14 protein-coding genes are annotated in these 12,685 nt (G+C 42.5%); 5 read left to right on the top strand and 9 right to left on the bottom strand.

Features of this window, described 5'->3' with window-relative positions:
• Window positions 1-47: 47 nt before the first annotated feature.
• Window positions 48-1,313, bottom strand: a complete 1,266-nt coding sequence (locus tag ACST14_RS09510; protein ID WP_459462950.1) for a M28 family peptidase — start codon at window positions 1,311-1,313, stop codon at window positions 48-50.
• 115 nt (window positions 1,314-1,428) lie between these two features.
• On the opposite strand from ACST14_RS09510, the gene ACST14_RS09505 reads away from it, so the two are divergent.
• Window positions 1,429-2,058, top strand: a complete 630-nt coding sequence (locus tag ACST14_RS09505) for a peptidoglycan DD-metalloendopeptidase family protein (protein ID WP_459462948.1) — start codon at window positions 1,429-1,431, stop codon at window positions 2,056-2,058.
• On the opposite strand, the gene ACST14_RS09500 is transcribed toward ACST14_RS09505, so the two are convergent.
• The 3 genes from ACST14_RS09500 to ACST14_RS09490 form a co-directional block, all read right to left on the bottom strand.
• Window positions 2,036-2,881, bottom strand: coding sequence for a ThuA domain-containing protein (locus ACST14_RS09500; protein ID WP_459462946.1), 846 nt, complete (start codon window positions 2,879-2,881; stop codon window positions 2,036-2,038). The two genes, ACST14_RS09505 and ACST14_RS09500, sit on opposite strands and share 23 nt — an antisense overlap.
• A gap of 134 nt (window positions 2,882-3,015) precedes the next feature.
• Window positions 3,016-4,368: a M56 family metallopeptidase gene (locus ACST14_RS09495; RefSeq protein ID WP_459462944.1), complete on the bottom strand. Its 1,353-nt coding sequence runs from the start codon at window positions 4,366-4,368 to the stop codon at window positions 3,016-3,018.
• Window positions 4,361-4,729 carry a BlaI/MecI/CopY family transcriptional regulator gene (locus ACST14_RS09490; RefSeq protein ID WP_459462942.1) on the bottom strand — a complete coding sequence of 123 codons (369 nt, stop codon included), beginning with the start codon at window positions 4,727-4,729 and terminating at the stop codon, window positions 4,361-4,363. Before ACST14_RS09490 ends, ACST14_RS09495 begins: the two co-directional genes overlap by 8 nt.
• Before the next feature lie 226 nt (window positions 4,730-4,955).
• Here ACST14_RS09490 and ACST14_RS09485 point away from each other — a divergent pair, with 226 nt between their 5' ends.
• Window positions 4,956-5,246 (top strand): helix-turn-helix domain-containing protein, encoded by a 291-nt coding sequence (locus tag ACST14_RS09485; protein WP_459462940.1) that lies wholly within the window; start codon window positions 4,956-4,958, stop codon window positions 5,244-5,246.
• Between the two features lie 82 nt (window positions 5,247-5,328).
• Here the strand turns inward: ACST14_RS09485 and ACST14_RS09480 are convergent, their stop codons facing one another.
• The 4 genes from ACST14_RS09480 to ACST14_RS09465 form a co-directional block, all read right to left on the bottom strand.
• Window positions 5,329-5,877 (bottom strand): nuclear transport factor 2 family protein, encoded by a 549-nt coding sequence (locus tag ACST14_RS09480; protein WP_459462938.1) that lies wholly within the window; start codon window positions 5,875-5,877, stop codon window positions 5,329-5,331.
• Between the two features lie 14 nt (window positions 5,878-5,891).
• A complete protein-coding gene (locus ACST14_RS09475; RefSeq protein ID WP_459462936.1) occupies window positions 5,892-6,668 on the bottom strand; it encodes a hypothetical protein in 777 nt (258 codons plus the stop codon).
• A gap of 108 nt (window positions 6,669-6,776) precedes the next feature.
• Window positions 6,777-7,775, bottom strand: coding sequence for an SO2930 family diheme c-type cytochrome (locus tag ACST14_RS09470; RefSeq protein ID WP_459462934.1), 999 nt, complete (start codon window positions 7,773-7,775; stop codon window positions 6,777-6,779).
• Window positions 7,775-8,971: a parallel beta-helix domain-containing protein gene (locus ACST14_RS09465; protein WP_459462932.1), complete on the bottom strand. Its 1,197-nt coding sequence runs from the start codon at window positions 8,969-8,971 to the stop codon at window positions 7,775-7,777. The genes ACST14_RS09470 and ACST14_RS09465 overlap by 1 nt, the downstream gene beginning before the upstream one ends.
• Before the next feature lie 68 nt (window positions 8,972-9,039).
• On the opposite strand from ACST14_RS09465, the gene ACST14_RS09460 reads away from it, so the two are divergent.
• Genes ACST14_RS09460 through ACST14_RS09450 form a run of 3 tightly spaced genes read left to right on the top strand, consistent with a single transcriptional unit; the run spans window position 9,040 to window position 12,409 of the window.
• A complete protein-coding gene (locus tag ACST14_RS09460) occupies window positions 9,040-10,029 on the top strand; it encodes a sialidase family protein (protein ID WP_459462930.1) in 990 nt (329 codons plus the stop codon).
• 44 nt (window positions 10,030-10,073) lie between these two features.
• Complete coding sequence (locus ACST14_RS09455) at window positions 10,074-11,525, top strand: sodium:solute symporter family protein (RefSeq protein WP_459462928.1); 1,452 nt, start codon at window positions 10,074-10,076, stop codon at window positions 11,523-11,525.
• Complete coding sequence (locus ACST14_RS09450; protein ID WP_459462926.1) at window positions 11,522-12,409, top strand: dihydrodipicolinate synthase family protein; 888 nt, start codon at window positions 11,522-11,524, stop codon at window positions 12,407-12,409. The genes ACST14_RS09455 and ACST14_RS09450 overlap by 4 nt, the downstream gene beginning before the upstream one ends.
• Here ACST14_RS09450 and ACST14_RS09445 read toward each other — a convergent pair.
• Window positions 12,378-12,674, bottom strand: coding sequence for a Dabb family protein (locus ACST14_RS09445; RefSeq protein WP_459462924.1), 297 nt, complete (start codon window positions 12,672-12,674; stop codon window positions 12,378-12,380). The genes ACST14_RS09450 and ACST14_RS09445 overlap by 32 nt on opposite strands.
• Between the last annotated feature and the right edge of the window lie 11 nt (window positions 12,675-12,685).

Here is a 12,685-nt window from a genome sequence, read left to right as displayed (position 1 = left end):
GTTCAATCATTAAAAAGCCGCTCCTTCTTACGAGGGAGCGGCTTTTTTTATTTAAGCTTAGTAGTATCTACGCGGCTAGGGGTGTCTCCCCCAGAAATAATACTCGTTGCGCTCTTCGCGATGGCCTTAATGATTTCGGTCATGTTGTCTAGGTCCAAAGTCTGTACTTCATCACTCACCTTGTGGTAATTAGGCTCGCTGTCCATCTTCGATGTAGAAATGGTATGCGCTGGTACGCCTAACTCTGCTAAGGTTGCATTGTCTGAACGGTAGAACAAGTTTTGATCTGGATACGGATCTGGATAGAAAGTAAACTCAGATCCTGCTAAATTCTTCTTCAAAATTTCCCCCATCGACGACTTCTCATACCCCGTAATATAGGCGCTATTTCTCCCCCACTTACTTTCTGTTCCGATCATCTCTAAATTAAACATGGCCATCACCTGATCCGGGTTAAATTGCTTAGAGAAATAGGAACTTCCAAAGCCTCCGCTTTCCTCTGCAGTAAAAGCAGCAAAGATTAAGGTGCGCTCGTTATTCTTCATTTTCGCATAGTATTTCGCTAGCATCATCACCGCGGTGGTTCCAGCCGCATCGTCATTTGCGCCATTATAAATCGAATCCCCTTGTACCGGCTTGCCTATGCCTAGGTGGTCATAGTGGCCGGAGAAAATCACGTATTCATTCGGGCGAGATTTACCGGGTAGGATGCCTACGACATTAGAGAGTTGAAGTCGCTCCACTTGTTGAGTCGCCGTAATTTTAAAAGTAGAAGGAACCGTATTCGAAATCACGAATACGATGGTCGACTGGCTTTCTTTCATCGGACCTCTACCTGAAAGGCGCGGAATGAATTTCGTAAAGCTCTCATGCAAGAAGGCGATTGTTGGTTTCGTCGCATTCATAATTCGGTAGATGTTTTGGCCAAAATTCTCTCCTTCCTTCATGCTCGCCACTTCGTAACCCGATTTTTCGTCTATCTGAATGGATTTCTCTTTCGAAAGAATGGCGACTTGTTTAGAGTCAATTACCTTATCATCGAGGCTGCCCGAAGTGCTAATAAGCTGGGATTTAAACATGGGGAAACTCTGCAAATAAGAGTCTTTCGTTTTCTGCAAGCCTGCTTTCTCAAATTCGCCTGCGATGAAATTCGCCGCATTTTCGATTCCCGGAGTGAACAGTTTTCTGCCCGCTAATTCGTTAGAGGCTAAATAGGTTTCAATACGCTCGGTTTCTGCGCGCGTAATGATTTTGTCGATTTTCTGCGCTTGAGCCAAAAAGGGCAGCGCTAAGAGTAGATAGAATTTTTTCATTTTTCAATGTTAATGTCAAAGTCTAAAGGTAAGAGATGAAAAAGGGAGTCAGAAAAAGAAGGATTAGTAAGCGTGTAGCGGATCTTTCGCTAAATTTACTGAAATTAATTCAAGAATGATTCATCGCCTATTTTCTGAGCCTCTAACACCTTCGAACAGCGTTACACTTGATCTCAGTGCTTCGAATAAGGAGTTGAATCCATTCATATTTTCGAATATTGAGGCTTTTTGCTCGTATATAGACCAGAAATTAGGGGCCAAAATCGGTGTAGGCGGCTACCTCGAACACCGGGTCATTTATGAGGCGCACGAAAATTTCGCTACTACTTCTGCAAACTTTAGAAACATTCATTTAGGAATTGATTTTTGGACTGCGGCGGGAACGCCTGTTTTTGCTGTGGCGGATGGCGTGGTGCACAGTTTTCAGGTGAATCCGGGCTCCGGAAATTATGGGCCTACAATTATTTTACACCATCCACTTCTAGGGATTTATAGTTTATATGGGCATTTATCAGCCTCAGATCTGAAGGGGCTATCTGAGGGAATGCCCATTGCTGAGGGACAGCTTATTTGCCACCTAGGGGAACGTGATGAAAATGGCGGATGGCCTCCGCATTTACACTTCCAACTGATACGCGATATGCAAGGATTTCAAGGTGATTATCCAGGCGTTTGTTCTCAACGAGATCTGGCTTTTTATGCAGAGAATTGCCCGGATCCAGCTACTTTCGATATCCCCATTTAATCGCTTCTTCGATTAAACTAACAAAATCCGGATTCGCCCAAACCTCCTTCGAGTGCCCCATCGAGGTGTAAAAAGTCTTTCCTTTTCCGACCTTTTTATGCCAAGCCACTGGGTGGTTTTTCCCCATCCCAAAATTCTTATCTTTCATCCACAACATATTTCCACTAGGCAAAATTTTATCTCCATCGATGGAGTAAACTATAGTGGCGTCCTTAGGTTGATTCAAGAAAACATACCATTCGTCATTACCCTCAAAGGACTTAGATAACCCAGGTGAAAAAGTGGTGTCCTTCAATGAAACTTGCGCTTTTTGAAACTGCGGATTCAACGGATGATGCGAAAACTTAGCCCCTAAGAGATTCTTTTCGTACCAATCCCAATGATGTGAATCATCTCCCGCCCCGTGAATTCCCATCAAGGTTCCGCCATTCTCTACGTACTTCTCTAAGGCTTTTTGCTGTTCGTCATCCAGAACTCGTCCTGTCGAATTATTAAAAATCACGACCTCGAATTGTGCTAATTGATCCGTATTAAATATCCCTCCTGCTTCCGTTTCATATAAATACCAGCTGGGGTTTTTATGGCATAACTCTCTCAATTTAAGACTTGATGCATCGATCGATTCTCCGTGTCTGAATCCCGTCGTTTTAGAGAATAAAAGGATAGCCGGTTTTTCTGCAGGTATAGACAAAGCTGGTTTCTCGGTCTCATAAGAAACAGGGAAGCCGTTCTTCACTTTGTAGATAAATAGACTTCCAGCTGCGAAGAGTAGAACGACAAAAGTCAGCAATGTCCAGCCTAGGATTTTGAAGAATTTTTTCAAGGTTTTTTTATTTAGAATTAAGCCACAAGGTAGAGGTTCTAGGGAAAATTTGCAAATAGGTTTAAACGGTAATAGGCTGGTGAAAATCACCGCCTATTACGTACTATTAAATCATTTTTTAAAACCTTTTTCGCTTAGGGCTTCTTCGTGGTGATTTCTATAACACCGCTTGCTCCTTTTTCTCCGTATTTTGCTTTGGCGTTATCGCCTTTCAAGATATTCATTGATTTGATATCGTTTGGCTTGATATCGTTCATGTTCATCTCGGAGGTAATGACTCCATCAATGACAATGAGTGGTTTGTCTTTTTGGCCAGAGAAAGGCGTCAAAACGATGTTCGATTGATCTTTAGGAGATGTGTTTACGTAATAAGAACCAACAACCATAACTTTTCCGTTGCGAGTCCCTCTAATTTCCACCGTGTCTACTTTAATCGACTTAATGTCAGGAGGAGTCGGTGGAGTGGGAGCTCCTGGCGCAGCAGTGGGTGGCGGCGGAGGTGGCATATCTCGCGTGGCTACGGAAAACACTTTCTTACCCGTTTTAGGGTCTGAAAAAGTGGTGGAATCTGGTCGCATAGTGACCGTGAATTGGGTAACATTTTCTTTTTTAGCCTTCGGTTTTTGCGCACTTAATTGGATGGAAAATAAGGCCAAAATAAAAGCCAACATGGGCAACACAGCCACCTTTCTAAGGTAGGCGTATTGGGGGGTTTTGGAGGTTGTTAACATAATAATTCTTCGTTTAATGGATGAATAATAAAATGAGTGACTCGGGTTTAAAAAATGATTACCGTAATAGGTTTTTAAGAGCATTTTGGCAAAAGCATCCACTTCACCCGTGCCTACCGCGTCCCGGTCGGCAATGAATTCATGGATATTTTGCAATTCTTTTTGAATGATCCAGTTGAAAGGATTCATCCAAAAAATCGCGCAAATCGTTTGAGAAAATAAGCGATCGATGGAGTGGTTTTGGCGGATATGTGAAAGCTCGTGTTGCAATATTTTCCGACCACCTTCATCCTCTATGGAGATCGACTTCTTCCAAAAAAGGTTATTAAAAAACGAAAAGGGTGCCTCATCTAACTCCGTTTCGATGAAGTCAAACTCCCCCATATTCGTCACAGGATTTTTCTTTTTCAACAGGTATATTCGGAGAATACTATAGGCCAAATAACCTACAAATAGTGTACTGATTAAACCTATCGCTAGTATTTCCCAAGCCATGCTCGAATCTTGTACTGGCCCTTGGGAAACGGATGTTAGGTACATTAAAACCTGAGCAACTGGCAGCTCTTCCTCGGCAATCGTAAACATCGATAGGTTCAAAAATGGAATCACTAAACTCAACGCCATCGAAGCCAATAAATAAAAGCGATTGTAGGCGTGGTAAATCGTGTTCTTTAGAAACAGCGAATAATAACCAAAGAAAATCCCCGACAAAATCATCGATTTCAGCAGGTACATAAATAGTTCCGTCTTATTCATCGCCTTTCGATTTAAGGTTTTGCAACAACAATTCTAGATCTTCGATGGACATCTGTTTTTTGTCCACTAAATAAGACACCACATTCGCGTATGATCCGTCGAAAAAGGAATCCGTTAGACCGGCCATTCTTTGGCCTGAATAATCCCGCTTCGAGACCTTCGCGGAATACAAGTTGTTGCGATTCGGATTAAAGATTTGGACAAAATCCTTCTCCACTAAAATCTTCAACAAAGTCGCGACCGTATTCGAATGCGGCTTTGGCTCCGGCAACAGTTCGATGATGTCCTTTAGGAATCCGCCCTCTGACAAATTCCAAATCACCTGCATTACCTGCTCCTCCGCTTGTGTTAGTTTTTTCATCTTTTTCGTGTTTCGTTATATCTTTCGATGAGGCAAATGTATAACTAAATTTTTAGTTACAAAATCTTTCTAACTATTTTTTTAGTTATTTTTTCAAATTATCAATAAGCTGTTCAGATGGGGGCAATATTATGCGGAGATTTGGAAATACAAAATTTAAACGTAACTTTAAAGTTACGTTGTAATTGAAATAAACCCGTTAGATAATTGCCTAACTTAGAAAAAAATGGAAACTAAATCCTGGAAAAAAATAAAAGACTCGGTCTATGGCGAAATAGGAACCGAGCGCAGAGACGGGGTCGAGAGAGACTTCGAATCTTTCAAAATCGGCCTTCTTTTGCGGAATGCGAGGGAGCAAAAAAACCTAACTCAAGAACAATTAGGGACAATTATCAACAAAAAGCGTTCTTATATTTCTCGAGTAGAAAACGATGGGAGCAATGTTACCATGAAGACTTTATACGATATTGTTGAAAAGGGATTGGGTGGAAAAGTCCATATTTCTTTCGAAATATGATAACTAAAATTAGGTGCTAAAATGAAAAAAGGGGGGTCTAGCAGCCCCCCCTTTTATTAAACCCTTTTCAACAAAAATTTTACTATTTTTTACCTGCAGCTGCTGCAGCCATAGCAGCTGCCTCATTTTCATTAGCTTTATTATCCCAGAAGTGGTATTCTCCTACGATTTTATCCCCATCCCAACGATCCACAATGTGAATCGGAACGAATACTACTTTACCAGATGCACGACCTTTTGCTGACCAAACACCCCAAGTATCTGTCCATGTTTCACCATTTCCTAAAGTAATCGTCATAACGCGTAAACGAGATACGTTTATGTTCTCATACATCTTATGCTGACCTAAAAAAGTTGCCACATAGCCTGCTTTACCTTGAACATCTACTACGGTATCATTAGGGAAATAAAGCTTCACATTGTCTGCAATAATTGCCCCATAATTCGCAGAATCGTTCTCCGTATAAGCCTTGATTTGTGCTTTAACTGCTAAAGATTTAGCATCCGTAGATGTCATCATTCCACCTAAAGAATCCTTCGTTGCCTCCGTTGAAGAAGCTGCGGAATCTTGCTTTTGTCCGCAAGAGAATAAGGCTGTCGCAACAGCCATGATCATGATAATTTTTTTCATCGTTCTGTTTATTTTTATTTAATTGATACGGCTACCGTTGTAAGCATCGTTCCTGTCATAATTCTTTTAACAGTCGCTTGCTTCATAAATTCCTCTGCAGAAACTCCTAATGCTTTTGGAATTGCCTTGCTGTAGCTTTCCATCATTTGATCTATTTTTGATAGTTTATCATAGCTTTGGATCGTAAAATAGTTAGCAGAAACATCATCAGATGAAGGATAAAGTGTCTTGTATAAAGACCATCCGGAGATATTTCCTGCTTCGACTCTAGCCTCGTGAACTTTCAAAACCTTGTTTTCAAATGCCTCATAAGCTGCACCATCTGCCACTTTCATTAAATCAAAAACTAAGAATTGAGTCTTATTGGTTCCTTTTGCGGTACCATTAACTCTTTTGGAAATAGCTTGACGCAGGATAGTTTGAGTACTAGCCGTAGCAGCAGCAAGTTTATCGAGCGCAGTAGGATTTGCCTTTACCATGTCAGCAAAAATTTCCATTGGATACGTATGTAATTTATCCAAATCAGTACCGCCATTTACCGTGATATAATCAAAATCGATTCCTTCTGACTTCATCCCATTATAAGGAACATACATGATCCAATCGGAGATAACGCCGGCATTTTTTCTAACTTGATGAAGTTGCGCCCATTGCTTTTCGATGGCAATTGCATCATCCATTGTTTTACCCGGCTGTAATTTGTGAAACGCTACGATAGCGTAGCGATTTTGCGCGAAAGTCGCTGCAGATACCAGCAAGACTAAGGCTAATGAGGTAAGTAGTTTTTTCATTTCTTTATTTGGTTAAATGTTTCCTAAACCTAGAAACATTCTTATTAAAAGAAATTACATAACTAGTATCATTTGTTCCAAAATCGGATTTTGGAACAAATCCATCCACTAGTTAAGAGAAGAAATCCAGCTTCGAATTAACTCAACTCCCTCGTGATGAGTAAGTTGACGACCTAGTTCTGGCATCATGACACCGGGATCACGAGAAGCCATTCGGTAGTATAATATACTCTGGTCAGGCTTTCCCGGAACTATGTCATAACTTAAATTTCCGGATCCGCGACCCGCCGCCACCGGGGGTTTGAAGAATCCATAAGCCGTGCGATCTTTCGAATTCCAGTCTAAGTAAAGACCTGAAGATCGGGCTGGACCCGTCGAATTATGGCAGTGCGCACAGTTAATATCAAGGTACGCTTTTACGCGATCATCGAGGGAGGCGCTGGCATCTGAATAGTTAACGAGGGCGGGAATGTGGTCTTTAGGTAAACCCTTTAAAAGTCCGGTGGTCGACCAATTTTGTAATTGATGACCATCGTTTAATTGTCGAACCGAAGGACCGATGGGGGTCATTTCGCCGGAGCGTTCGTGGCAACCCTTACATTGGTTCATGTTAGGCACCTGGTATTCGAAGGACTGTTTTTTACCCGCGCCATCTATCCAAGAAACCTGGTCGCTACCACCCGCTACTTCGAGGACTGCGTCTGTTTGTTCTTTGTTCCAAATATAGGGCAAAGCCACCCAGCCTTTGGCCTCATGCAATAAAATCCGAGTTTCCATTAAGCGACGTCCTTTCTTCGGATTTCGCTCATCGATGGGATAATAAAAGGTCTTTACGATGGCCGTTCCCACCGGGAATTGCAAAACCGAATCAGGATTATAGGCCACAGATTTACCTTCTGGTAGCCTTACGAAACGTAACTTAGAAGCATAATCAGAGAAAAGAGGGGAATTCAAGGCATAAGGCATGACGCCATCAGCAGGAATTTGATCCTTTACAGTTCCTTTGAAAAAACCGTAATCAGATAGGTTTTCCTTGTAGTTTGCATCTGCTGATATCAAGCTAATAAAGGCAATAACCCCCAGAAAAAGTATACCTAAAATCCGCATTAGAATTTAATCGATTTGACGTTTTCTAAATCGCAATCAAAGAGATCCTTGCCTTGCTTTAAGCCTTTGAAATTATTCTCCGCATCGAGGAAGGCGGTGCTTTGGTTCACATTATCATGCACACAAATGGAATAATCTAAAGGATATTTCCCATCTGGACCTACTTTCTTCGGATTTAAAATGCCGTCATAAACGACCATCGGAACTTGGCGCCCTAAGCGTAAAACGAAGCGGTACATCTTACCAAAACGGCTATCAATCGGCACCCTTCTCGGCTTACGCTCGAAGGTGTTATGATGGATTGAAATGGCTGTCGGATACGGATCGTAATCCTTATCTTTAATAGCATTTTCGGTCATATAATAAGAGATGATCGCGACTCCAATCGTAGCGTGATTGATAATCTGATTCTCAAAAAACTCGACATTACTCGTCGCTAACACCATCATCCCCGTACCTTTTGGCACATTGCCCACGATGTTTCCCTTGGGTGCGAAATTCGCTAGGTTATTATCCTTCACTAGGTTGTGGTGAACACGAACGTGACCCCCTTTTTTTTGAACTAAATCAGGCAAATCAAATACTAAAATTCCGCCCGTATTACCGATCGCCTTGTTATTATATACATCCGCATACAGCGAATTTTCAATCTCGATTCCAGCTACATTTTGATAGGCTTCACAGTTGCGAACGATGATGTGCTGAGATTGTCCCACGTAAATTCCCGCATCTGAGGCACCTATGGCGATACAGGAATCGATCAAAACGTTATCGCATAATACAGGATATAGCCCATAGGAGCCATTGGTGGACTTAGGTCCACCCGTCCAGGCGGCTTTGATACGGCGAAAGGTAATGCCTTTTACATTCATCGTCTTGATCAAATCCCCTTTAGAATCCTCCGTCGTCATATCTTCTATAACGATGTTTTCACAATTCGAAACTCTGATTCCTTCTGCGCCTTGAGTTTGGCCTTTAAAACTTAGGATGGTTTTATCTATTCCCTTTCCACGTAAGGTGATGTTCTTTTTACCTTCCAAAGACAAACCCTTAGTCAATTGAAAACGCCCCGCCTCGATCTCAATCGTGGAACCATCTTCGGCTAGAATCAAGCGTTTCTGCAAGTTTTTCTCGAAGTCTGCTTGTCCTAAGGCGGTGAAGCTCAATAGGCTAAGAAATAGTATAAAGTGTTTCATTAAATAGGATTAAATCATTCGAAATTATCGATTTTTTTATAATATTACTCTAACAACCTATGAAACCTATGAAAATTGTTTACGCTAGCCTACTCTTTGCTTGGGCTTTTAGTGCAAAAGCACAAATTGAACAATCAGCCTTTATTTACGAAACGGCTCCTTATCCATCCTGTCATGCGTCTACCATCGAGGAAACGCCGACTGGCTTAGTGAGTGCTTGGTTTGGAGGAAAGCACGAAAAAAGTCCAGATGTGGGAATTTGGTTTAGCCATTATGTCAACGGTAAATGGGAAACGCCGGTAGAGATTGCGAATGGCGTGCAGGGGGATGGAAAGAGATATCCTCTTTGGAACCCCGTATTATTCCAAGTCCCTGGAAAAGAATTAATCCTATTTTACAAAGACGGGCCAGCACCTGACGAGTGGTGGGGCATGTTAAAAAGGTCCTTCGACGGAGGCAAAACCTGGTCAGCATCAGAAAGACTACCAAAAGACATTTATGGTCCTGTTAAAAATAAGGCTGTTCTTTTAAAAGACGGAACCCTTTTATGCCCATCGAGCTCCGAAGATCACGACTGGAGATTACACATGGAATTCACGCGCGATTGGGGGAAAACTTGGACCAGAACAGGGCCATTAAATGACGGTGTCACTACTTCAGCGATTCAACCGAGTGTTTTATTCTTACCAGACGGCCGCTTGCAATTAGTTTGTCGTTCTGAAAACGGATTTGTCCTTCAGGCCTTTTCAAGTGATTTAGGGCGCACCTGGACTGCTCTAGAGCCGTCGACTTTATTGAATCCTAGCTCTGGAATCGATGCCGTCACGCTGAAAGATGGCCGACACGTCATCGTTTACAATCCCGTTAAAAAAGGTCGTTCGCCTATCAGTGTGGCCATTTCTAGCGATGGAAAAATCTGGAAAGATATCGCCACTTTAGAAAACGAGCCGGGCCAGGAATTTTCCTATCCGGCGGTTATACAGACTAAAGACGGCAAAGTCCACATCACCTATACTTGGAAGCGGAAGAAAATTAAACACGTCATTCTTTCGCTTTAATGGCTTCGATAGACCTCCTTATCATTGTATTTTACCTCCTATCCATGATAGGAGTCGGGGTTTATTTCTCAAGAAAAAACAAGAGTTCGGCACAATTCACGACAGCTTCTGGAGCGATTCCGGGCTGGGCTTTGGGGCTTAGTTTCTATGCCACCTTTCTGAGTGCCATTACTTTTTTAGGGGATCCAGGAAAGTCTTTTGGGGCGAATTGGAATCCCTTCGTTTTCAGTCTATCGATTCCACTTGCAGCCATCGTGGCCACGAAATGGTTTGTGCCCTTTTACCGGGAGAGCGGGGAAATTAGTGCGTATACTCATTTAGAAAAGCGATTTGGTGGATGGGCTCGGACCTATGCGATGGTCTGTTTTATTCTGACACAGCTCGCGAGAATGGGGACAATTTTTTATGGAATCGCGCTGACTTTGAATGCGCTAACAGGAATCGATATGCGCCTGATAATTATCGTCGCTGGACTTTGCATCATTCTTTATACAGTTTTAGGGGGGATGGAAGCGGTGATTTGGACGGAGGTAATTCAGGCCGTTTTAAAGACAATGGGTGCCGCGATGATTTTGTATTTAATCACTTTGAAGACTACAATCAGCACGATTATTGAAACGGGAATGCGGGAGGATAAATTCAGTTTAGGTACCTGGAATTTTGACTTGGGTACGAGCTCTTTTTGGGTGATTTTGCTGTATGGCTTTTTCATTAATTTGACGAATTTCGGTATAGACCAAAACTACATCCAGCGTTACCATACCGCTAAAAATCCAGGCGATGCGGCGAAGAGTATTTGGCTCTGCGTTCTCTATTATGTGCCGGTTTCCTTCTTGTTTTTCTTCATTGGGACGGCACTATATGCCTTTTATGGGGATAATCCAGCGCTCATTTTCGAATTGAAACAGCAGGTTTCCCTTGAAAAAAATATCCCCTTAGAGGCCTTAAAAGCAAGTGACTATGGCGACCGAGTTTTACCCTTTTTTATGAAAACACAAATCCCGGCCGGCTTTTTAGGTTTACTGGTAGCGGCTCTCATGTCAGCAGGAATGAGTACCATGAGTTCCGGGATGAATAGTTCGGCCACGGTCTTTTTAAAGGACATTTATTTGCGCTATATCGACCCGGTTGCCGGTGAAAAAAAACAGTTTCGAGTATTGCTAGTAGCCACCGCTTGTATGGGCAGTTTAGGGATCGTTTTTGGCATCAGTATGATAGGCGTAAAAAGCCTTTTAGATGTGTGGTGGAAGCTTTCCGGAATTTTTGCGGGAGGAATGTTAGGGATATTTTTGCTTGGATTCCTAGCTAAAAAAGTAGGCAATTCAGAGGCTAAAATAGCCGCATTTTTAGGGCTGATTCTCATCGCAGGAATGTCATTTAAAGATGCCTTGCCCACCTACTTGCAAATTCCTTTAGATAGTAAAATGACGGTGGTGGTAGGGACGCTAAGCATCGTAGGAATCGGTTATTTACTACATAAAATTCGAGCCAAATGAACGCCTTGCCGCGCGGTTTTATTCCAGTTATGCTAACGCCGTTTAACGACGATTTATCGGTCGACTTTACGACTTTGCGCGCGCTGTGTGATAATTATATCGACAATGGAGTCGTTGGACTTTTTGCGAATTGCTTGTCGAGTGAGATGTATGAATTGTCTGCGCAAGAAAGATTAGCTGTGATCCAAACGGTGGTGGATCAAACGGCAGGTCGCGTGCCAGTGGTGGCAACGGGAACTTTTAACGGGTCTGTGGAAGAGATGGCAGACTTCTCGAATCAGGTATATGCGCTGGGCGTCGATGCGGTCATCGTTTTGAACAATCAATTTGTTGCCGCCGAAGAATCGGATGAGGTGTTTTTAGCGCGGATTCATCAATGGATGGATTTGACGCCGGGCGTTCCTTTTGGCATTTATGAATGCCCCGTTCCCTATAAGCGACTCGTGAGTCTTCCTGTTTTGCAGGATCTTTTAAGGTCCGATCGCCTGTGCTACCACAAGGATACATCGCTCGATATAGATCAGGTAAAGGCAAAAATTAACGCGGGGATGGGCGCGCGATTCGGTGTTTATGATGCCTATATGGTGCATGCCAAAGCCTCTCTAGAAGCCGGTTCGATGGGTCTTTCCTGCATTCAAGGAAACTTTTTCCCGGATTTAATTGCTGGTTTTTGCTCTCATCCTACGGATGAATTTCAGGAATTTTTGACTGAAAATATGGAGTTGATGCACTCCGCATATCCCACTAGCGCTAAGTATGTGTTGCAAAAACAGGGCTTCCCTATTTCCTTAGCCACGCGACGAAAAGTCGATCCTTTAACAGAGTCGCTGAAAGCAAAATTAGATGCCTTGATTACATTAGCTTCTCGGTATCGATCTCCATAAAATCGTCCACGAGCGGAATAAAGAAGTTCTGTACAAAAGCATCGTGCTGCGGATGAATCGAATAGGCCTGGTAAATTTCGTTTGAGGCGAACTCCATCGAGAAACCGTATTTGAACTTATTCTTCGAACTGGTTTGGCGTGAAACTTCCATTTTTTCTACTCCGCTAATTTCTTCCAAAGCTTTCAGCGCCACAAAAAATGCGTGTTTCTGCGATTCTGAAACCGTTGCTTTGAAATTAAAAATGCCTGCGTGTCGTATGCTCATAATAATAGGAT

Source organism: Aquirufa sp. A-Brett2-15D (assembly GCF_054558735.1).
The sequence above is the reverse complement of the archived record's forward strand: the minus strand, read 5'-3'. Positions and strand labels throughout refer to the sequence as shown.

Excerpts from the sequence above, each read along its gene's own strand:
- ACST14_RS09510 (WP_459462950.1), bottom strand. The coding sequence starts at position 1,313 with ATGAAAAAATTCTATCTACTCTTAGCGCTGCCCTTTTTGGCTCAAGCG.
- ACST14_RS09505 (WP_459462948.1), top strand. The coding sequence starts at position 1,429 with ATGATTCATCGCCTATTTTCTGAGCCTCTAACACCTTCGAACAGCGTT.
- ACST14_RS09495 (WP_459462944.1), bottom strand. The coding sequence starts at position 4,368 with ATGAATAAGACGGAACTATTTATGTACCTGCTGAAATCGATGATTTTG.
- ACST14_RS09490 (WP_459462942.1), bottom strand. The coding sequence starts at position 4,729 with ATGAAAAAACTAACACAAGCGGAGGAGCAGGTAATGCAGGTGATTTGG.
- ACST14_RS09485 (WP_459462940.1), top strand. The coding sequence starts at position 4,956 with ATGGAAACTAAATCCTGGAAAAAAATAAAAGACTCGGTCTATGGCGAA.
- ACST14_RS09480 (WP_459462938.1), bottom strand. The coding sequence starts at position 5,877 with ATGAAAAAAATTATCATGATCATGGCTGTTGCGACAGCCTTATTCTCT.
- ACST14_RS09475 (WP_459462936.1), bottom strand. The coding sequence starts at position 6,668 with ATGAAAAAACTACTTACCTCATTAGCCTTAGTCTTGCTGGTATCTGCA.
- ACST14_RS09470 (WP_459462934.1), bottom strand. The coding sequence starts at position 7,775 with ATGCGGATTTTAGGTATACTTTTTCTGGGGGTTATTGCCTTTATTAGC.
- ACST14_RS09465 (WP_459462932.1), bottom strand. The coding sequence starts at position 8,971 with ATGAAACACTTTATACTATTTCTTAGCCTATTGAGCTTCACCGCCTTA.
- ACST14_RS09460 (WP_459462930.1), top strand. The coding sequence starts at position 9,040 with ATGAAAATTGTTTACGCTAGCCTACTCTTTGCTTGGGCTTTTAGTGCA.
- ACST14_RS09455 (WP_459462928.1), top strand. The coding sequence starts at position 10,074 with ATGATAGGAGTCGGGGTTTATTTCTCAAGAAAAAACAAGAGTTCGGCA.
- ACST14_RS09450 (WP_459462926.1), top strand. The coding sequence starts at position 11,522 with ATGAACGCCTTGCCGCGCGGTTTTATTCCAGTTATGCTAACGCCGTTT.
- ACST14_RS09445 (WP_459462924.1), bottom strand. The coding sequence starts at position 12,674 with ATGAGCATACGACACGCAGGCATTTTTAATTTCAAAGCAACGGTTTCA.